The organism is Cytobacillus spartinae (assembly GCF_042865285.1).
Classification (GTDB): Bacteria; Bacillota; Bacilli; order Bacillales; family Cytobacillaceae; genus Robertmurraya_A; species Robertmurraya_A spartinae.
This window is the reverse complement of sequence record NZ_JBIACK010000002.1, coordinates 353632-372125: the sequence shown is the minus strand read 5'-3', so window position 1 is coordinate 372125 and position 18494 is coordinate 353632. Positions and strand designations below refer to the sequence as shown.

Below are 18494 nucleotides of genomic sequence, written 5' to 3'. Positions count from 1 at the left end.
CAAGAGTTATTTTAACTAGCCTTTGAAACCTTTCTTAGTTTTTGACTCCGTGAATTACCAGCAATAGAACTAAGAACAGTTAAAACAGGTAAAATCCAAAGGAAAACAGCATAAGGTAAGTATTCTAGGAAGGGAACTCCTACTATCGTGCTACACATAATCGCTAGGACACTCCAAGGAATCATTCCTGGAAAAAGCATCGTTGAGTCCCCCATTACTCGAGCCAATTGTCCTGTAGTGTGCTTAGTAGACCAGTGATTTAAAAAAGATCTCCCTGTTAGGATAATAGGGAGTGTTTGGTTAGCAGAAATTAAAGTAATTCCAAAAGTAGCAATGATGGTTTTCCAAGTGTCTCCCAATAAATTAGATGATGAATTTAACCAACTATTTAGAAAAGGTTGAATTACTTTATATTCTTCAAGCAATCCATTATATGCTCCGGCTAGTGCAAGAAATAATAAAAGCAAGTACATATTACTAACTCCGCCACCAATGCCCTCTATTCCATAAAAATAGGAGGAAAGTAAATTTCCGATAGAAACCTTTTCAAGAAAAGCAATTGAACTTGCTGCGATTATGCTACAAATAAACGCATATACAATCTTGATTCGAAACAACACCAATAGTATTAAGCTGATTGGAGGCAAGAACTTTACTAATGATAATTCGCTCCAATTAAATGAATCTTGTGAAGGAGGAAGGTCTGACACATTTATTCGTAAGTCTAGGAAGGCATAAATGATCAAACATGCACCGACAGCAAGGACTGTGGTAAGCATCATTGACTTGAATTGTCTTTTAACCGGTATTTCAAGTGTGTGCGACAGGAGCTGATGGGCACTTGAAAATGGAGATGTCCGATCACCTACAAATGCGCCAGAAATAAGGGCACCTGCAACCATTTCAAGAGGTATGCCGATACTCATCGCTGTACTTATGATAGGAATTCCTATTGAGCTAAGGGTTCCAACACTAGTTCCTAATATCATTGAAAAAATAAGAGCTATAATGAATGATAGGACAACAAAATGCTGTGGAGTAATCACGTGTAACGAGATAGAAACAAGTTCGTCAATCGTCCCAGAAATAAACCACGAAGGCAATAAAAAACTTACTAGAAACAGGATGGTGATAACAGTACTTGTTCTTTTAATGCCTTTCATACAAATTTTTGTGATTTGTCTAAGGGGAACATCTCTGCTTTTAACCAAATGGACTAGGAAAAGAAACCCTGGCATAAATCCGATTAACAAAGGAATATGTGCGATAACAGCAAGCAATATTCCCATCAAGGTAATAAAAATAAGCCTTATTACTTCCATTTTTGTAAAATGATAATCATTCAGTGTCGGTCACTTCCAATACGTTTACATTCTTTAACAAATTCATACTACTGGAGCAATAGGGTTTCCGTCAATCCTTATGTAGAGGTTGTTTTTTTGTGTTTCAATAATCGAGAAAAGAGCATAGGAAACTAATTTCAGCTGTTTTCATTTGAATTCGGCTACTTCTAAAATATATCAGCTACTTTTCGGGATATTTCGGCTACTTTCCCACCGGTTTCAGCAATTATTTATACAAATCGGCAAAGTTTAAAGGGTATTTCGGCAAGTCACAAGCTGCATCATTCACCACCGAAACATAGTACCCATCCTTTTATTCCTAAAAAAAAGACTCAACATAAAGTTAAGTCACTTTTTCACCCTATTTTAATGTTTAAACATTGGCAATGTATTATGGATATAAACTGGAGCAGGCACTAAAAATGGTTTCGGACCGAAAGGAACTGGCTCTGATACATATCTGAAGTTTGCTTTACCATCCATACTTGGTCCTTTTGCCCATCTTCCCTTCGCACTTTCTTCCCCTCTAGACAAGTTGTATAAATCATACGCCACTTCGTTCTTTTGAAGTTGTCTAGGGAATGTGGTTGGTACAACAATATCCTTTTCTCTCTGTTCTAACTCTGCAATGGCTGCTGCCCATTGGTTTTGGTGAGCAGTATCCCTTGCAATTAAGAAAGAAAGAGTATCCTTTACTCCTGGATCCTCTGCAATTTCATATAAACGAACAGCTTGTAATCGTCCCTGAGATTCCGCGTTTAAATTAGCTCTAAAGTCTGCAAGAAGATTTCCACTCGATATGATATATCTAGAATTCCAAGGGTATCCTACGCTATCTACTGCCTGAGCCCCTAGACCGCTAACGATTGCATGTTGTGGACTCATTCCACCCATCACTGCAGCAACAACTGGATTGCTAGCATATGCAGCTTGTTGATCTTTAACTGGGGCATTATCGAGTAGCCTAGCGATCAACGTTGCTAACATTTCTACGTGGGCCATTTCTTCTGTTCCTATATCTAAGCATAAATCACGGTATTTGGCATCAGCTCTGCCGTTAAAGCCTTGGAACAAATATTGCATCATTACACTTATTTCACCGAATTGCCCGCCCAGTATCTCTTGTAATTTCTTAGCGTATACCGGATCAGGTCTAGTTGGTTTTGCCTCATATTGTAATTCCTTAATATGATAAAACATTAAGCGCACCTCCGCTATATCTATAATCAATACACCATATTCAATGCATCCATTTTTGTACCATGTACAAACCAATTCACCTAAAAAAACAACATAACTTGTCCTTCTATTAAGAACTTGTGCATAGGATAGAAAAGCAATGTTTTTATAGGAGGTTCAAACATGTTTAATCTTTTTGAAAAAGCAATCATTGGTATGGCCCTGTTGAGATTTCTTTCCGGAAGTATTGAAGTGATCGCAGCCATTCTCATATTAAAAGTTAATCAGGTGGATAAAGCACTAATGATAAACAGCTCGCTTGCATTGATCGGACCACTAATCCTTATCGCAACAACAACGATTGGTCTTGTAGGGATAGCTGAGAAAGTTTCTTTTACTAAATTATTGTGGATTTTTTGTGGGGTAGGGTGCATTTTGTACGGAGTAAAGAGTAGTTGATTTTAGACGAGTGTAAATTCCACTCGTCTTTCCTGCTTGTTGAATGAGTTCTTAAAAGTAAAACTAGTGAGGTGTGCATGCCGTTCTATATGAATCTAATCTTCATTTATTATTTCATCTACTAATTTTTCCGCTAATCGTCTGTAGAGATTACTCATGTGAACGAATGAAGTAATGAGTAAAACTTTTTCGAAATATTCATGATCTACCTCTTTTAAACTTTTGATTTCTTCTATTACATTACTAGCATGTAGTGGAACATTCTCTTTAAACTCCTCCACGTTTTTTTCATTAAGGTGAAGATAGCTTTCATAAAACTGATCCAATTCTACCTCTTCACTTAGAATATGTTTGTTAACTCCATCTAAAGTGGCTTTTATATCATTAATGGATAATGCTCCTTTTAACTGGTAAATAAGACTAATTAGTATTAAATGTTCTTTAGAGTATTTTTTGTTTTTAATAGGAACGAATAATTTTCCTTTAGCGTAGTTATTAATCATCGTTTTCGTTAAAACTTTATCGTCACTATTTCTTAAAGAACTAGCATACTTATTTTCAAATAACTGAATGACTTGATCCATGTACAAATCTATATTCGGAATGTCTTCTAACGTAATATTTTTATTAAGATTTAATTGGTCAATTAGTTTATTTAAGTTTTCCATATGTATCCCTCAACTTTAAATTATTTTATCGAACCTCGATACATGATTATTTTACATGAAATTTCTTCAAAATGAAACATTGACTAGTTGACGTTATACGTATATTATTATAAGTAGTTATTGAAACTACATAACAGTTTAGGAGGAATTATAATGGGAAGTTTCATTCGTGAACCAATTAATGGACTAACACACCTAGCTGGCGCTATTCTATCTTTTGTCGCTTTAATTGCCATGGTCATTAAGGCAACCATCACTACATCATCTGCTCTAGCAATTGCAGCAGTAATTATCTTTGGAATTAGCATGATTCTTCTCTATTCAGCTTCAGCAACCTATCATATGGTTATTGCAAAAGATAAAGTAATCGCCTTCTTACGACGCTTAGACCATTCGATGATTTTTGTGTTAATTGCAGGAACATATACTCCTTTTTGTCTAATAAGCTTAAATGGTGTAACAGGATGGGTTTTATTTTCTATAATAATTTTTGTCGCGGTATGCGGGATCATCTTTAAGATGGTTTGGTTTAATTGCCCTAGATGGTTATCAACTTCTATCTATATCATTATGGGATGGATGGTTGTATTCGTTGCCTCTCCACTTTCATCCATTCTAAGTATTAAGGGGTTGTTCCTACTAGTACTAGGCGGCGTCTTATATACAATTGGTGGGATTATTTACGGAGCAAAGCCTAAGTTCCTTCAATCTAAATACATGGGATTTCATGAGATTTTTCACATTTTTATCATGCTTGGTAGTACTGCTCATTTCTTATGTGTGTTTATGTTTGTACTGTAAAAAAGATGCGATTTTTCGCATCTTTTTTTATCTATATCTCTCTTCTTTAAAAGGATTGGCAGTCATAGAGTAGCCTAACTCTTCCCAAAATCCTGCTTCATCCCTTTTCATAAACTGAATTCCTGAAACCCACTTTGATCCCTTCCATAAATAAAAGGATGCTGGTGGAATAAATCTTAACGGATAACCGTGTTTTGGGCTTATATCTTGCCATTCGTGAGCATGATCCTTCCAACGATACACAAAAAGTGCATCATCCCCTAGTAATTTATCAAGTGGCAGGTTCGCAGAATAGCCAAAACGGTCTCCATTGTAATATCCGTAGATTTTTAAGTAATTAACATCCTCCGGTAATTCTACATACTTCAAAAATTCTATTAGCTTAATTCCTTCAAATGTAGTAGCAAACTTAGACCAGGTGGTGACACAATGCATATCAATCGATGATATCGTTTTAGGAAGTGACATTACCTCTTTAAAAGATAGGACTATCTCTTCCTTAACCTCTCCAAAAAGTCTAAAGTTCCAAGTCTCTTCATTAAAATCATATACATCGCCTTGATGAAGTACAGGCCAACTTTCTGTTTCGAATTGACCAGGTGGTAAATGATTTTTCATGGTTAATCTCCCTCCCATTTTTGTTTTCCCTTTATAAACATCATAAAAAGCATTTAATTTTGAGAGACTAAGTTACATTGTTAAAATATATTGTGTGTCAATATTAATCATTATAGTTGAGAAAGAAGATGAAAGTATGTCAGTAAATAAGAAACTTGCCGATATTCCGTTCTCTGTTTTAGATTTAGCTCCTGTTGTTGAAGGCGGAACTGTAACGGAATCATTGCAAAATACATTAGATTTAGCAATGAATGCAGAAAAGTGGAACTACCACCGTTTTTGGTTAGCAGAACACCACAACATGCCTGGAATAGCGAGTTCTGCTACGTCGGTGGTGATTGGGCATGTAGCCGCTGGAACATCAACGATAAGAGTGGGTTCAGGCGGAATCATGTTACCGAACCACTCTCCACTTATAATTGCAGAACATTTTGGCACGCTTGAATCTTTATTCCCTGGCCGAATTGATCTTGGTCTTGGTCGCGCACCAGGAACCGACCAATTAACCGCTCAGGCATTAAGAAGGCAACATGGCAGTACTGGTGAGGATTTCCCATACATGCTACAAGAGTTGCAGGAGTACTTTGATCCCACTCTAAATCCTAATGTAAAACATGTTCGTGCCATTCCAGGTGAAGGCTTAAATATCCCAATCTGGTTATTAGGTTCAAGTGGATTTAGCGCACAACTAGCTGGGGAACTCGGTTTACCTTTTGCGTTTGCCAGTCATTTTTCACCAGAAAATACACTACCTGCTTTAAATATTTATCGTCGATCCTTCAAACCATCGAATGTACTTGACCAACCTTATGCAATGGTTTGTGTGAATGTAATTGCAGCTGATGATGATGAGACAGCTAATTTCCTTTCTACATCCATGCAGCAATCATTCTTAAACCTTATTCGTAACAAGCCTAGTAAGCTTCAGCCACCGGTGGAGGATATGAACAATATTTGGACCCCATACGAACAGAGCTTGCTTGAGCAAAGATTCCAAACCTCTCTTGTAGGAGGACCTGAAACTGTAAAGGATAAGCTACAAACGTTCCTAGATGATACACAAGCAGACGAAATCATGGTCAATGCGATGATATATGATCATAGAGAGCGACTGAGATCTTATGAGATTGTTTCAGAGCTTAGCAAATAATGTGAAAAGGACAGGGTTAATTCCTGTCTTTTTTGCATGTATCAGCTACTATTCGACCTTCTCATCTATAGGTAAAATATATCGATAAGCAACAGGTGAAGATAATACGGTTGATGTATTGATATTGCCGTATGGAATGAGTCGATCGATTAGTAGTCTCATATTGTTCATATTGGAAACTGCAGCCTTGATAAAATAGCTAACTTCACCAGTTACTCGATGACATTCAATAACCTCTTCTTCCTCTTTAATCATCTCTTCAAATTCACGTACCGATACCTTTAAGTTACTTACAAGAATAATTAATAGTATCTCTCGTCCCACTGCTGACAGAGACACTCTTGCACTATATTCTTGAATGACGCCTTTTTCTTGCAGGCGATGCAGGCGTTCTGAAATGCTAGGTCGACTAAGTGCTAGTTCAGTTGATAAATCGCTTATTGTCATACGCGCATTCTTCTGTAAAAGCTCTAATAATTGAATATCAATAAGATCCATGTAAACGCTTCCTTTCAATATGAACACTAATCAGATAAATATATTACAAAATGAATATAATTCAATACTAATTCCTTCATACTGATATGTAAATGTTTCGTTTTATCTTTTATCATTAATGAGAGAATAAAATATCTATACATAGTGGAAATTGAAGGTGATATTTAAGATGAAAAAAATAGTAAACATCCTATTAGGATGCATGATTACTAGTATAGGAGTTATTATCCTACAGCATTCCAATATTGTAACAGGTGGAACAGCTGGCCTCTCCTTAAGTATTTCTTATCTAATAACTCTCCCGTTTGCCCTTATCTTTTTCCTAGTAAATATTCCATTTTATATATTTTCCGTAATGAGAATGGGCTGGAAATTTACTTTGAATACGATATTTTCAGTTTCAGTACTAACACTAATGACTAGTGTTGATCATTTTTTACCTGCCTTTACCATCCCCATTCTTGTTGGATCTATATTAGGCGGGGTGTTGATTGGAATAGGGTTATCCATAGTTTTTATGAACGGTTCATCCCTTGGAGGAGCAAACATTCTCGCATTGTTTTTGCAAAAGAGATTCGGCACGAATCCAGGCACGATTAACTTTCTGTTTGATTTCATAGTGGTTATGTCTTGCTTCCTAACAATCGGTTGGTTAAAAGGATTGTGTTCCATTCTTTCTATTGCCATTACCTCAAGAATTATTGGGTATTTTAAAAATGAAATTGCGAACAGAAATGCTGTTACAAGTAAGAAAGAAGTATCTAGCTACAAATCATTGAAATCTGAAGTATCTGTTTCATAAGACAAAGCCTAGCTACTAAGTTCGTAGTTAGGCTTCTTTTATTCTCCGGCTCTATACAAATAAATTTCCCAAGCAGATTCGTTTGAATCAAATTCCTTTTCTAATGTTAAGTTATTTTCCTTCGCATTTAGAATAGGAACCGCAGATAGAATATATCGGCCACCCATTCTCATAAATTGGTTTGTGTTTAATTCTAAGTTTTTTAACACCTTATTGGAATCCTTCCTAAACATATAGTGCTTCCCTAGTTCTGCGGTGAAAACATAACACCTTCCCCCCCATTCATCAAAGTAAATTCGAATCTTCTTATTTTTCTCTAATTCCCTTTCAATGATTTTTCGAAATTCATATTTGTATGATAGTGGATAAAAATTGTTATACGTATCCAGTGTATAAAACCCATTATATTGGGCGATTGCAGGGTGAATCCCTATACTTACCACACGGTAATCCTCTAATGGTAAGCCTATATACTCTTTAATATCATTAAATTGCTTTTCAGCAAAAAATGCTTTAACAGTCGGCTCTCGGTGAAAAACGATTTCTTCATTTATAAAAAATAGAAAGACAATCTGTAGAATTAAAAAACTACTTGCTACTCTTCTCCAAATTAGACCTTGTTTCCAGAGAATTTTTAGTCCTATTGCAAATGATACATAAATAACTAATGGTCGTAGAAAATGATAGCGAGCAAAATTGAATGTATCTAAAAAATGGAATCTCTCTGTTAAAGGCAGCCACCCTTTATAAAACCAAAAGGCATACCAAACGGAAAGAGCAAAGTTAAAAACGAACAAAAATAAAAACACTTTTTCACGTTTCCATCGTTTTTTATAAAATATGAGATATAGAGCAACCAATAATATAGGTAATATAAAAAATGCATGGGCGGTCATTACATGATGATGACCTAATACGAAATTCTTAAAAGACAGCCTTACTGAATGCCAGAATGTGAGTCTTGCATGGAAATATTCATCTCGACTATTAGGCTCGGTACTTAGAAAAAACGAAGAAAATAATCGGTACTCAACAATCATATAAATGATGGTCATGTATGCGATAGAAAACAAAAAGCGGAGGTTCCATCTCTTTTTACGGATACTATCTACTAACCAAAGTACTCCTAAACCTGATAATAAAAAGAAAAATCCTAATACAATGCTAGAATAAAGGGGAATTAAAGTCAGTACTAAATAGTTTGTCCAACGCCGTTCACCATTTCTTATATTTAGGAAAGCCCAAAGGGCCAAAGGCATTCCTAGTGTACTTAACATACCTGATGGCCAAAACAAAGTAAGTGAAAATGCTAGAGAAACTCCTACCACTATAGGTAGCCATTCTTTCTTCGGTAAAAAATGCTTTTTTAAAAGCAAATACATCCCGATAAAAGCTACCACTCTCGTAATGGTTTGGCTGAACGCATAGGCAATCATCGTCGGAAAAATTGAATAAAGCCAAACAATTAAACTAAACTCACTTCCATAAGCATTTCTAGATAGATGACCATTTATCACTTGCGGAATTTGTGCATTAATGGGACCTACCATCTGACCACTACTCGCTAATACCTTATACCATGCAAGATTAGAATCAAGATTATCATGAACACGTATATGTGCGTTTTCTCCTAATAGAAATAAAGGGGATACATATATTCCAATAATGATGAATGATAATGTAATTAGTTTTCTTTCGTTCAGAATCAATTCCTACACCTCACTATCATTAAAGCTATATAGTTAAAATTTGCATATCGTTAAAAACTATCCCCTTCATTGCCAAATATAGTATCCAAGTCAATAAAAGCTAATAGAAAATAGTAAAAGGACAAGAGAAATTATGTCTCTTGTCCTTCTATCACCTTATATTCTTTTAAGTAATGACCGATCTAATTCACGAACTGACTTTTTCCCGGAGAGGGCCATGGTTAAATCAAAATCTGCTATTAAATTTCTTAGTACCTGCTTAACTCCCGCTTCACCTGCTAGTGCTAAACCATACATGTATGGTCGGCCCACCAATACAGCTTTAGCTCCAAGGGACAAGGCTTTTACGATATCCGCCCCTCTACGAATTCCACTATCCATTAAGACTGGGATTTGCCCATTCACAACATCACACACTTCTGGAAGAGCATCAATCGCAGGAATTGCTCCGTCCACTTGTCTACCACCATGGTTACTAACAATAATTCCATCCACACCATGTTCGATTGCAAGCTTTGCATCATCTGGATGTAAAATTCCTTTTAATAAAATAGGTAATGAGGTTTGCATTTTAATAAACTCTAAGTCTTTCCAAGTCAATGCTGGATTCCCAAAGATTTGAGCCCAAAGCATAATCGCAGATCTGATGTCTTCCTGTGGAGACTTTTCTAATCGAGAACAGAAAACAGGGTCTGATAAATAGTTTCCGATTCCTTCTGCTTGAAGAAATGGTAAATATGCATGTTCAATATCCTTTTCTCTCCAAGCCATCATAGGTGTATCAAGCGTAATGACAATCGCACTATAACCAGCTGCTTCTGCCCTTCTTACCATGCTAGCAGCAACTTCTCTATCACTACTCCAATACAACTGGAACCATCTATTACGGTCCCCCATTGCTTCGGCTGTTTTTTCTAAACTGTATGTAGAAGCGGTACTTGAGATAAAAGGTACATCCATAGCTGCCGCTGCACGTGCACTAGCTAATTCTCCTTCTGGATGTACAATGGACTGTACGCCTATCGGTGCACATAAAAGAGGATAGGATAACGTCTTCCCAAACAGCTCTATGCTTAAGTCTCTCTTTGAGGTATCACACAACATTCTAGGTACAATCTGCCATTTTTCAAAAGATTTACTATTGTTTTTAACCGTTACCTCAGCACCAGCTGAAGCAGCAACATAGTCAAAAGGCTTAGCATCTAAAACCTTTTTTGCTTTTTCCTCTAGTTCCTCAAAGGACACGGGTATAATGTTTTCTTCAAGATTTTGATATACCTTCAATTGGACTTGATTACCGAAACTCATGTAATGACCTCCCCTTATTAAAAGCGCTTTCATATTCGATTATAGACTTATAAGTCAAAATAGGTCAATTAAGTTTAGGGAATTTTTAGAAAAATCTATCTTTACTTCTCTGATGATGATTAGTAACAAAGTCAATAAAAAAAGTGATTCCGATTTATAGAATCACTTTTTCCTGAATACATCTTCTTGATTATTCAAAGGAACTTACTCTTCTTAAAGAAACATTTGCTCTCTGACGGTTTAAATTCAAGTAAAGGTCACCGTGTTCCTTCGTAATTCTAGTATCTTCATCTACAAGGCCTTCTTTCATTAGCCCTCTTCTGATTTCCTCAATAATTAACTCCTTCACAAAAGCAGACCTACATGGCTCTAACTCACTAGAAAAATCCCAAACCCACTTTTCTAAGTGTATACTTTTACTTTGCTTTTTTAATTCACTTGGAACGATTCTTCTTACCATTCTTAAATCTCCTTAATATCGGCTTTTTTCTCTTTTGCCTTTTTACCTGGTATTGTGATTGATAGTCTAGTATAAAGCGCTATACCTATATACAACCATTTTTACCAAAATATAGATTACATTAAATTAGACGAATGAGTAAGAGGAAAAGTTTCATTTTTCTGATATTGTTTTTTAGAGCCTGTAAACATATCAAATCCTATAGATGTTGTTAATTTTCAGGAGATGCTTGCATTTGTATTATATATAAAAATAATATTCGAGGCCGTATTTTGTGTTCCCCTTATTCGTATAAAAATGAGCATCATTTTGAAGTTCTACAAGAGTTCTGAAAGGTATTTAAAAAATAGACCAGTCACCTTTACTAGTCTACTGTATATCCATCTCCACCTTTATGGTCATATTATTTCACCGTTAACACAAAATCATTAAGTTTTTCCAGGTTCATTATATTTTTGTTACATGTTTGACTATCCTCACAAATATAATTCCCTCTCTGAATAAAGGTCCCTAAAACAGCCCCTTTCTTTTCTGAGGTAAATAGCCCTACCTCTTCATGTTTATTACAGATTGTACATATTCCTTTATGGGAAGAATGATTGAATTTCCCTTGAATTCCTATTAACTTATTTTCATGAGGGACAATTATATACTTGCGATTTGTACCTTTATCATTCCACCCCAAGTACGATAATGCTTTAAAGTCTAGTTCCTCGATCGAAGGTAACCTCATTTTCTTTACTTTTGGGAATAATTTTTTTATCGTTTGCTCTGATACTTGTTTAAAGGGAATTACATACGGGTGAATAGTCGATAAATACTCTTCAGCACCCGCTTTATCTTTTACTTGAATAATTTCGCTTAATAATCGTTTTTGTTCAGTACTGAGTTCACTAAACAGGTTCAGAACTTTTTCCTTTGTCAAAGATTTTAGCGCATTAAGAACATCTATATCATTCACACTTAAATGCCCATTAATTTGGTTCTTAATTTGAGCATTTATAAAATTATATTGTTCGTTTCTTATAAAAGGTTCCATTTTTAATCACTCCTACTACTGTTGCATGTTCCCTTTCTATTGTATACGGTTAGACATTTTATTAATATGTAACAAATGGTTATAAATCAAACTATACATAAAAGGCTGATAAACAACTTTCTGTGTTTATCAGCCTTTTACATTGCTATTTATTTTGAATAGACAATCTTCTTAATGGTTTCCACAGCCAGGAAATACTCATCAGCCAATTCTGTAATAGATACTCCATTCCTAAACTTACTCTTAATGGAGTTATTTCGTTCATCAATTAGCCTTCTTCCCCCAGAGCGGGTACCCCACTTTTGATAATCTTTTTCTGGTTTAGGAATATAGATTGTGTCACCTTGGACATACTTTTGTATTTCTACTATTAAACTTTCCGGTAAAATAGCAGTTGCGTTTACATATTTCATTTGTGCCAGCCCCTTATTTTTTACTTTTAAAAAGAATAAGGTGCAAAGCCTAGCACTTAGGGAATATGCATTTGGACGATTTTAATTCGTTATCGTTTTACCCCATGCAAAGGATCGCCCTAATCTTGGCTTTGCATGAGTTGCTGAAGTATTTGGCAAATTATTGTTATTACTTGCCATGTCTACACCACCTTTTTGAAACTTAACGAGTAATTTCTCTCTATTCAACATTATAGCAAAAAACATCAATATGTGAATGAATGGAAAAGAAACCAGTTGTTATTCTAGGTTAGTTTTAAAAAATCTACACACTATATGAATGGAGGTGTTTCTTATGGAAAAAGATCTAACTGACCAAAAGCAAAATGGGGAAGAAAATATTATGAATAGAGTAAACGAAGTGTTTAATCAAATGTCAAAAGACGTAAGAAACCTTTTAGATGAGAATAAAAAAGAAACGAAATGATTCAAATATTGGAGGTGAGTAAAATATGAAACAAGAGAGAGAATCCTCTAGAATAAAAGGAATAATCAATCGTGCAGTGGAAGAGGATGGATCAATCCATATTGTACATAAAGATGCTCAAACGATTGATGATTTTTCTTTAAACGTTGTGAAAACGGACGCTTATAAAACAATGACAAACAACTAACGCCAGCCTATATGGCGTTTTTCATTTTTTCTACGCAAAAAAACCAGCCCCCGACTGGAAACTGGTTTGGTATAGTGTGGTATATGTAGCCACCATTGCCGTATCTGTTATAAGAAAGTTTTAAACCACCACTCCTCAAAGTGGGTGTTCGCAAAAACAATCCTGCATGTCCTCCTCGTCATATAGACAGAGGCTTGTCATTCCTGTCTCGATGTTAAACTCCCTATTACAGCTTAAAGGTTAAAACTTAATTATGAATACGAACAACGTAGCTTGATTACTATAATACTCATTTTTAAGGGCTTATTCAATAGTAATTTTTTCCGTCGGGTGTAATGATTATTCTTCTTCCAAACCAACAGTATACGGCTTATCGTTTTGACCTACCGTTACCTTGATGAGTCTCCAGCCGTCATTTAAATAATCATTTAACTCCGCCTTATTAATGTCTTTTCTCTTAGAAATTCGATGACAGTTAAAAAGTTTCTCACTCATTATTTTCCTCCAAGTAAGTTGAAAGTTCTTAGTAATACTTTTGATTGATGGATTTAGTCCGTCAATTTTAAGCATGACTAATTAAGGTGTACTATGTTGGGATCTCTTGATTATATGATTACATAATAATCAAGAAAGCTTAAATTCAACATCTTCATCATCTTACCAGTTTGAACCATAATAGAAGTTCCTAAGCTTCTTTACTCCACATCCTCTGTAATCTTAACATCAATACCATGAGGTTTTGGAGCATGTTTAAGATGAGTCACTCCATTTGTTTGCTTCTCAGATTCATATGAGTTTCTTTTCATTTCTTTTTGATCTGATACTCCGTTATTCTTCACATACATCACCCCCATTTTAATGTGTGATGAGGAAAGAGAAACTATTCTTCTGATGAAATTAACGTTATAGTGAGTGTGAGACTTTTGCTTTATGTCTTAGCTAAAGAAACCTTGGGCTTTTTGAGACCTGCTCCTACAACTTTATCCATTTGCTTTTATAGTATAAGTCAACTTTGCTAGTGGTGTATTAATGACAGATTTTACGCTAATCAATGGTTTTAGGTATTAACATCCCGAGTTAGTTACAGTTTTTTATGATTTGACATAATTTTTGGTATTAACCTTCTGTTTTAGTTACAGATTGTTACACATTCTAATCTTTTTTGGTATTAACCACCCATGTTAGTTACAACTATTTAAAATTTTCGGTAATTTTGAGTATTAACCACAATCTAATTTTTTTTAATCAACCTTACCGAGATAAAAAAGATGCCCCAATCTACTGGGACACCTCAATTATCGATATTAAGCTTCAACCTTATTGAAAAACTGTGGTAAATGTTCTTTGTGTGCTTCTAACATTTCATCTAAGATTTGTTTTGCGACTTTATCAGATGGAACAAGTGGGTTAATCGTCATTGCAAGTAAAGCTGTATTGTAATCACCTGTTACAGCCGCTTCTGCAGCTACACGTTCAAATGACTTGATTTGTTGTACTAGACCTCTTGCTGCCACTGGAAGGTCTCCAACTGAGATAGGTTTAGGGCCATCTTTTGTGATGACACAGTTTACTTCAACTGCGGAGTCGTCTTCAATGCTAGCAATCGCACCATTGTTACGTGTGTTCACCGGCTGAATGTCTCTCTTATCATTATAGATAGAGTTAATTAAGCTACAAGCAGCATCACTGTAGTATGCTCCTCCACGTTTTTCTAATTGTGGTGGCTTAATATCTAGGTTTGGATCTTTGTATAGCTCAAATAGTTCAGTTTCTAATTTTTGAACGACTTCAGCACGAGTTCCTTCTGTATCTGCTTTTTCTAATTCTTCTTGAAGCATCTCGTCTGTCTTGTAGTAATAACGGTGGTATCCACATGGAATTACCCCAAGAGCACGAATGAAGTCAGGCTCCCATGATAGGCCAGAAATATTTTTCATCGTCATTGCGTTATCAGGATTTGCCATTGCTTCAATCACTTGTTCTTGTACGCTTACACCATCAAGGAACGTATCAAGACCATATACCATGTGGTTTAAACCTGCAAAATTTACTTGTACTCGGCTTGCATCCACATCTAAAGCTTTTGCGATTCCCATACGCATTCCGATCGGAACATTACATAAACCTACTACCTTTTTAATATTGCTATAACGTAATACCGCTTCTGTTACCATTCCAGCTGGGTTTGTAAAGTTTACTAACCAAGCGTCTGGGCAAAGCTCTTCAATGTCTTTACAAATATCAAGGATAACAGGGATTGTACGAAGACCTTTAAATAAGCCTCCTGGTCCATTTGTTTCTTGACCAATAACATTATATTTTAAAGGAATTCTTTCATCTTTTGCACGTGCAGCTAATAGTCCTACACGGAATTGTGTTGTAACGAAATCAGCACCTTTAAGTGCCTCTCTTCGATCTATTGTTAAATGAACCTCAATCGGAAGTCCTGCTTTTTCAACCATACGCTTAGCTAGGTTTCCTACGATTTCTAACTTCTCTTTACCTTCTTCTATATCAACTAACCAAAGTTCTCTTACTGGTAGCTCATCATAACGCTTGATAAAACCTTCTACTAATTCTGGTGTATAACTAGATCCACCGCCGATAGTTACAATCTTAATTCCTTTTGACATCTTGGAAAACCTCCAAAAATGAATTTTTTATTTACAGTTAAATTGTAATAGCTTAACTAACAATCGGGAATAGCAATATGCCATTTAGATTTTTATTCCGTTGAAAGGTACTTGTTACATGAGAGTAACACCTTGTTCCAAGATATGATATGATTAGTCTTATTACCTTTCTAATAGGAGAAAAATGACTATGTTTACAAGCGAAATGATATCGTCTTTTAACGAATTAGAAACCTCTTTATATAATTACATTATTAAAAATGCTGATAAAGTCATATATATGCGGATCCGTGATTTGGCTGATGAGACCCATGTATCGACCTCCACCATACTGAGATTCTGTCGGAAATTAAACTGTGAGGGCTTTTCAGAATTTAAAGTAAAGTTAAAACTTTATTTAGATAAGACGAAAGAAAGCCAGGTTAAAAGCAGTCAATACTCCCTCTCTGAGTTTATGGAACGTACGTTAAAAGGAAATTTTGAAACAGTTATTAAAGATGCAGCATCCCTAATTGTAAAATCTGATAATGTCATTTTTATAGGCACTGGTAGTTCTGGGATATTAGCTGAATATGGAGCACGCTATTTTTCAAGTCTAGGGAAGTTTTCCATGTATGTTAAAGACCCTTATATTCCAATTCATGCTAATTACCTTCATAACAGTACAACAATTGCTCTATCTGTATCCGGAGAAAATAGCTTTACCATTTCCCATTTGAACCAATTAAAACAAAAGGGAAGTAACATTATAAGCATTACAAATAATAAACATAGTCCCATTGCAAAAATGGCAGACATTAATATTTCTTACTATGTTACTGAAGAATGGTATAAAACCTCGAATATTACAACGCAAATTCCCGTTGTCTACATTTTAGAGGAAACGGCGCGTGAGGTGCATAAGCTTTCAGAAAATTAATGTAGAAACCGGCCTTCCTCCTAACTAGACTGGGTCGGTTAGTTTTATGAAATTTTCCTAGACCGCACATTTTCATTTGTTTGTTTGTCAGCTTCATTTTGCTCGGCCTGCTTCGTATATAACTCTTTATAATATCCATTTAAGGAAAGTAGACTTTGGTGGTTACCACTCTCAATGATTTCACCGTTTTTCACTACAAAGATGGTATCTGCATGGAGGATGGTAGTAAGCCTGTGTGCGATCATGATTATTGTTTTTTCATTATCTAATGAGTTTATTGATGACTGTACTAACTTTTCACTCTCGTTATCTAGTGCACTAGTCGCTTCATCCAAAATAATGATAGATGGATTCTTTAAAAAGACACGTGCAAGGGAAACTCTTTGTTTCTGTCCTCCAGATAACTTCACTCCTCTCTCCCCAATTTCTGTTTCATACCCTTTGGGAAGCATTGAAATGAAATCATGGGCAAATGCCTTTTGAGTTGCAGAAATAATTTCAAAATCAGTTGCATCGAATTTTGCCGTCAATAAATTCTCCTTAACAGAAGAGCTATATAGAAAGTTGTCTTGTGTGACGATTCCCATATGGTTCCTTAAGCTTAACAAGGAATACTCTTTAATATTTACTCCATCTATTAATATTTCGCCGCTGTTAGTATCATACATCCTCGTTAATAGCTGTAAAATGGTACTCTTACCTCCACCGCTCTCACCAACAAAGGCGTAGGTTTTTCCTTTCTCAAGTGTGAAAGAGACATTGTTTAGTATCTTCTTATCTTTATTGTAAGAAAAAGAAACTTTCTGGAACTTAATCTCCTTGGAGAAATTCTTAAGTTCTACGGGATTTTCTTGTTCTTTAATTGTTTGTGGGGTGTTGAAAAAGTCAAAAATTCTTTTTAGTGCAACTCTCCCCTCCGTAATAGTGGGGATTGCCTGTACCAAAGCAGCAACAGGACTTCTCATTTTATCTACATAAGCGAAAAATGCAATTAGACTCCCTAATGTTAACCGGCCTTCTATAACAAAAAGACTAGCAACAAGCACAATCACAAACGGAGTCAAATCACTTAGGACATTAACAGACGATAGCATGATTGCATTAATTCTACTATTTTTTTCTGTTAGTACTTCATAAGCATCCAAATGTCGATGTAAATCCTTTTGATCTCTCTTTTCTGACGAGAATAACTTTGCTATAATCGCGCCTTGTATTTTTTCAAAAATAAATCCACTTAAGACGGAGCGAAAGTTCATCATATTCCGTGTTGAGTCTTTTAATCTTCTTGAAAGAAGATGTGCGATAAGAAACTGAAATCCTACTAATAACACTGCAAGAACTGTAAGCTGAATATTTAACGTAAGCATAACCCCTATAACACAAACTAGTACAACTATCTCTATCCAAATGTTTGAGAATGCCGCAGTCATAAAGCCTCTTATTTTTTCAATATCATCGAAAAATCGTGTTCCAATTTCTCCACTCTTATTTTCTGTAAAGTATTTTGCGTCTAGAGAATGTACCTTCTTAAATGCATCTATTCGGAGACTCTTAATAATATTATTATTGGCCTTATGCATAAAGTACTGCCTTGCGTATTCCATTGGCGCTCTTAACAAAAGAAAGATTACTAGCATGATTACAGCAATTGATAATAACTCTTCTATTTTGTCTGAATAAGAAAGCCCCTTGTTTTGTAGCAAATGATCAAAAATATATTTAATAATTAATGGCACTGAAAGAGGAATTAAAAACCGAAACAAACTCCCTATAAATCCAAAAATATATAACTTTAACTGTTCTTTCACATAAGGAAAAAACAATCTATATTCACTCAAAAGA

At 35.3% G+C, this 18494-nt stretch carries 21 protein-coding genes; 7 read left to right on the top strand and 14 right to left on the bottom strand.

Annotated elements, in window-relative coordinates; genetic code table 11:
* Positions 1-11: 11 nt before the first annotated feature.
* Both ACFYKX_RS07775 and ACFYKX_RS07770 read right to left on the bottom strand, forming a co-directional pair.
* Positions 12-1289, bottom strand: coding sequence for a Na+/H+ antiporter NhaC family protein (locus ACFYKX_RS07775; RefSeq protein WP_389359837.1), 1278 nt, complete (start codon positions 1287-1289; stop codon positions 12-14).
* A gap of 420 nt (positions 1290-1709) precedes the next feature.
* Positions 1710-2543 carry a manganese catalase family protein gene (locus ACFYKX_RS07770; protein WP_389359739.1) on the bottom strand — a complete coding sequence of 278 codons (834 nt, stop codon included), beginning with the start codon at positions 2541-2543 and terminating at the stop codon, positions 1710-1712.
* Between the two features lie 162 nt (positions 2544-2705).
* Between ACFYKX_RS07770 and ACFYKX_RS07765 the strand changes: the two genes are divergently transcribed.
* On the top strand, positions 2706-2981 hold the full coding sequence (locus ACFYKX_RS07765) for a YqhV family protein (RefSeq protein WP_389359737.1): 276 nt from the start codon (positions 2706-2708) through the stop codon (positions 2979-2981).
* A gap of 95 nt (positions 2982-3076) precedes the next feature.
* Here the strand turns inward: ACFYKX_RS07765 and ACFYKX_RS07760 are convergent, their stop codons facing one another.
* Complete coding sequence (locus ACFYKX_RS07760) at positions 3077-3649, bottom strand: DUF1836 domain-containing protein (protein WP_389359735.1); 573 nt, start codon at positions 3647-3649, stop codon at positions 3077-3079.
* A 153-nt stretch (positions 3650-3802) separates the two neighbouring features.
* Here ACFYKX_RS07760 and trhA point away from each other — a divergent pair, with 153 nt between their 5' ends.
* A complete protein-coding gene (gene trhA, locus ACFYKX_RS07755; protein WP_389359733.1) occupies positions 3803-4450 on the top strand; it encodes a PAQR family membrane homeostasis protein TrhA in 648 nt (215 codons plus the stop codon).
* A 27-nt stretch (positions 4451-4477) separates the two neighbouring features.
* Here the strand turns inward: trhA and ACFYKX_RS07750 are convergent, their stop codons facing one another.
* On the bottom strand, positions 4478-5068 hold the full coding sequence (locus ACFYKX_RS07750; protein ID WP_389359731.1) for a molybdopterin-dependent oxidoreductase: 591 nt from the start codon (positions 5066-5068) through the stop codon (positions 4478-4480).
* 136 nt (positions 5069-5204) lie between these two features.
* Here ACFYKX_RS07750 and ACFYKX_RS07745 point away from each other — a divergent pair, with 136 nt between their 5' ends.
* Positions 5205-6218, top strand: a complete 1014-nt coding sequence (locus ACFYKX_RS07745) for an LLM class flavin-dependent oxidoreductase (RefSeq protein WP_389359729.1) — start codon at positions 5205-5207, stop codon at positions 6216-6218.
* Positions 6219-6266: 48 nt separating this feature from the next.
* Here ACFYKX_RS07745 and ACFYKX_RS07740 read toward each other — a convergent pair whose 3' ends face one another.
* Positions 6267-6716: an Lrp/AsnC family transcriptional regulator gene (locus ACFYKX_RS07740; protein WP_389359727.1), complete on the bottom strand. Its 450-nt coding sequence runs from the start codon at positions 6714-6716 to the stop codon at positions 6267-6269.
* Between the two features lie 169 nt (positions 6717-6885).
* On the opposite strand from ACFYKX_RS07740, the gene ACFYKX_RS07735 reads away from it, so the two are divergent.
* Positions 6886-7518 (top strand): YitT family protein, encoded by a 633-nt coding sequence (locus ACFYKX_RS07735; protein WP_389359725.1) that lies wholly within the window; start codon positions 6886-6888, stop codon positions 7516-7518.
* Positions 7519-7556: 38 nt separating this feature from the next.
* Here ACFYKX_RS07735 and ACFYKX_RS07730 read toward each other — a convergent pair whose 3' ends face one another.
* The 5 genes from ACFYKX_RS07730 to ACFYKX_RS07710 all read right to left on the bottom strand — a co-directional run bounded on the left by ACFYKX_RS07730 (position 7557) and on the right by ACFYKX_RS07710 (position 12447).
* Positions 7557-9227, bottom strand: a complete 1671-nt coding sequence (locus tag ACFYKX_RS07730; RefSeq protein WP_389359723.1) for a DUF6044 family protein — start codon at positions 9225-9227, stop codon at positions 7557-7559.
* A 156-nt stretch (positions 9228-9383) separates the two neighbouring features.
* Positions 9384-10535 (bottom strand): lactate 2-monooxygenase, encoded by a 1152-nt coding sequence (locus ACFYKX_RS07725; RefSeq protein WP_389359721.1) that lies wholly within the window; start codon positions 10533-10535, stop codon positions 9384-9386.
* Positions 10536-10725: 190 nt separating this feature from the next.
* Positions 10726-10995, bottom strand: coding sequence for a hypothetical protein (locus ACFYKX_RS07720; protein WP_389359719.1), 270 nt, complete (start codon positions 10993-10995; stop codon positions 10726-10728).
* A gap of 403 nt (positions 10996-11398) precedes the next feature.
* The gene (locus ACFYKX_RS07715; RefSeq protein WP_389359717.1) at positions 11399-12034 is read right to left on the bottom strand and encodes a FusB/FusC family EF-G-binding protein; all 636 of its coding nucleotides are present in this window, start codon (positions 12032-12034) and stop codon (positions 11399-11401) included.
* Between the two features lie 149 nt (positions 12035-12183).
* Positions 12184-12447, bottom strand: coding sequence for a CD3324 family protein (locus ACFYKX_RS07710; RefSeq protein WP_389359715.1), 264 nt, complete (start codon positions 12445-12447; stop codon positions 12184-12186).
* 334 nt (positions 12448-12781) lie between these two features.
* Here ACFYKX_RS07710 and ACFYKX_RS07705 point away from each other — a divergent pair, with 334 nt between their 5' ends.
* Both ACFYKX_RS07705 and ACFYKX_RS07700 read left to right on the top strand, forming a co-directional pair.
* Positions 12782-12913: a hypothetical protein gene (locus ACFYKX_RS07705; RefSeq protein ID WP_389359713.1), complete on the top strand. Its 132-nt coding sequence runs from the start codon at positions 12782-12784 to the stop codon at positions 12911-12913.
* A gap of 25 nt (positions 12914-12938) precedes the next feature.
* Positions 12939-13100, top strand: a complete 162-nt coding sequence (locus ACFYKX_RS07700; protein WP_389359711.1) for a hypothetical protein — start codon at positions 12939-12941, stop codon at positions 13098-13100.
* Between the two features lie 339 nt (positions 13101-13439).
* On the opposite strand, the gene ACFYKX_RS07690 is transcribed toward ACFYKX_RS07700, so the two are convergent.
* The 3 genes from ACFYKX_RS07690 to ACFYKX_RS07680 form a co-directional block, all read right to left on the bottom strand.
* Positions 13440-13595 carry a hypothetical protein gene (locus ACFYKX_RS07690; RefSeq protein ID WP_389359709.1) on the bottom strand — a complete coding sequence of 52 codons (156 nt, stop codon included), beginning with the start codon at positions 13593-13595 and terminating at the stop codon, positions 13440-13442.
* A gap of 200 nt (positions 13596-13795) precedes the next feature.
* Positions 13796-13939: a hypothetical protein gene (locus ACFYKX_RS07685; protein WP_389359707.1), complete on the bottom strand. Its 144-nt coding sequence runs from the start codon at positions 13937-13939 to the stop codon at positions 13796-13798.
* 465 nt (positions 13940-14404) lie between these two features.
* Positions 14405-15733 carry a 6-phospho-beta-glucosidase gene (locus ACFYKX_RS07680; protein ID WP_389359705.1) on the bottom strand — a complete coding sequence of 443 codons (1329 nt, stop codon included), beginning with the start codon at positions 15731-15733 and terminating at the stop codon, positions 14405-14407.
* Positions 15734-15923: 190 nt separating this feature from the next.
* Here ACFYKX_RS07680 and ACFYKX_RS07675 point away from each other — a divergent pair, with 190 nt between their 5' ends.
* Positions 15924-16652 (top strand): MurR/RpiR family transcriptional regulator, encoded by a 729-nt coding sequence (locus ACFYKX_RS07675; protein ID WP_389359703.1) that lies wholly within the window; start codon positions 15924-15926, stop codon positions 16650-16652.
* 44 nt (positions 16653-16696) lie between these two features.
* On the opposite strand, the gene ACFYKX_RS07670 is transcribed toward ACFYKX_RS07675, so the two are convergent.
* Positions 16697-18490: an ABC transporter ATP-binding protein gene (locus ACFYKX_RS07670; RefSeq protein WP_389359701.1), complete on the bottom strand. Its 1794-nt coding sequence runs from the start codon at positions 18488-18490 to the stop codon at positions 16697-16699.
* Positions 18491-18494 lie beyond the last annotated feature (4 nt).

What these genes read in the sequence shown, in the direction of transcription:
- ACFYKX_RS07775 (WP_389359837.1), bottom strand. Translation starts at nt 1,289, where the DNA reads ATGGGAATATTGCTTGCTGTTATCGCACATATTCCTTTGTTAATCGGA.
- ACFYKX_RS07770 (WP_389359739.1), bottom strand. Translation starts at nt 2,543, where the DNA reads ATGTTTTATCATATTAAGGAATTACAATATGAGGCAAAACCAACTAGA.
- ACFYKX_RS07765 (WP_389359737.1), top strand. Translation starts at nt 2,706, where the DNA reads ATGTTTAATCTTTTTGAAAAAGCAATCATTGGTATGGCCCTGTTGAGA.
- ACFYKX_RS07760 (WP_389359735.1), bottom strand. Translation starts at nt 3,649, where the DNA reads ATGGAAAACTTAAATAAACTAATTGACCAATTAAATCTTAATAAAAAT.
- trhA (WP_389359733.1), top strand. Translation starts at nt 3,803, where the DNA reads ATGGGAAGTTTCATTCGTGAACCAATTAATGGACTAACACACCTAGCT.
- ACFYKX_RS07750 (WP_389359731.1), bottom strand. Translation starts at nt 5,068, where the DNA reads ATGAAAAATCATTTACCACCTGGTCAATTCGAAACAGAAAGTTGGCCT.
- ACFYKX_RS07745 (WP_389359729.1), top strand. Translation starts at nt 5,205, where the DNA reads ATGTCAGTAAATAAGAAACTTGCCGATATTCCGTTCTCTGTTTTAGAT.
- ACFYKX_RS07740 (WP_389359727.1), bottom strand. Translation starts at nt 6,716, where the DNA reads ATGGATCTTATTGATATTCAATTATTAGAGCTTTTACAGAAGAATGCG.
- ACFYKX_RS07735 (WP_389359725.1), top strand. Translation starts at nt 6,886, where the DNA reads ATGAAAAAAATAGTAAACATCCTATTAGGATGCATGATTACTAGTATA.
- ACFYKX_RS07725 (WP_389359721.1), bottom strand. Translation starts at nt 10,535, where the DNA reads ATGAGTTTCGGTAATCAAGTCCAATTGAAGGTATATCAAAATCTTGAA.
- ACFYKX_RS07720 (WP_389359719.1), bottom strand. Translation starts at nt 10,995, where the DNA reads ATGGTAAGAAGAATCGTTCCAAGTGAATTAAAAAAGCAAAGTAAAAGT.
- ACFYKX_RS07715 (WP_389359717.1), bottom strand. Translation starts at nt 12,034, where the DNA reads ATGGAACCTTTTATAAGAAACGAACAATATAATTTTATAAATGCTCAA.
- ACFYKX_RS07710 (WP_389359715.1), bottom strand. Translation starts at nt 12,447, where the DNA reads ATGAAATATGTAAACGCAACTGCTATTTTACCGGAAAGTTTAATAGTA.
- ACFYKX_RS07705 (WP_389359713.1), top strand. Translation starts at nt 12,782, where the DNA reads ATGGAAAAAGATCTAACTGACCAAAAGCAAAATGGGGAAGAAAATATT.
- ACFYKX_RS07700 (WP_389359711.1), top strand. Translation starts at nt 12,939, where the DNA reads ATGAAACAAGAGAGAGAATCCTCTAGAATAAAAGGAATAATCAATCGT.
- ACFYKX_RS07690 (WP_389359709.1), bottom strand. Translation starts at nt 13,595, where the DNA reads ATGAGTGAGAAACTTTTTAACTGTCATCGAATTTCTAAGAGAAAAGAC.
- ACFYKX_RS07680 (WP_389359705.1), bottom strand. Translation starts at nt 15,733, where the DNA reads ATGTCAAAAGGAATTAAGATTGTAACTATCGGCGGTGGATCTAGTTAT.
- ACFYKX_RS07675 (WP_389359703.1), top strand. Translation starts at nt 15,924, where the DNA reads ATGTTTACAAGCGAAATGATATCGTCTTTTAACGAATTAGAAACCTCT.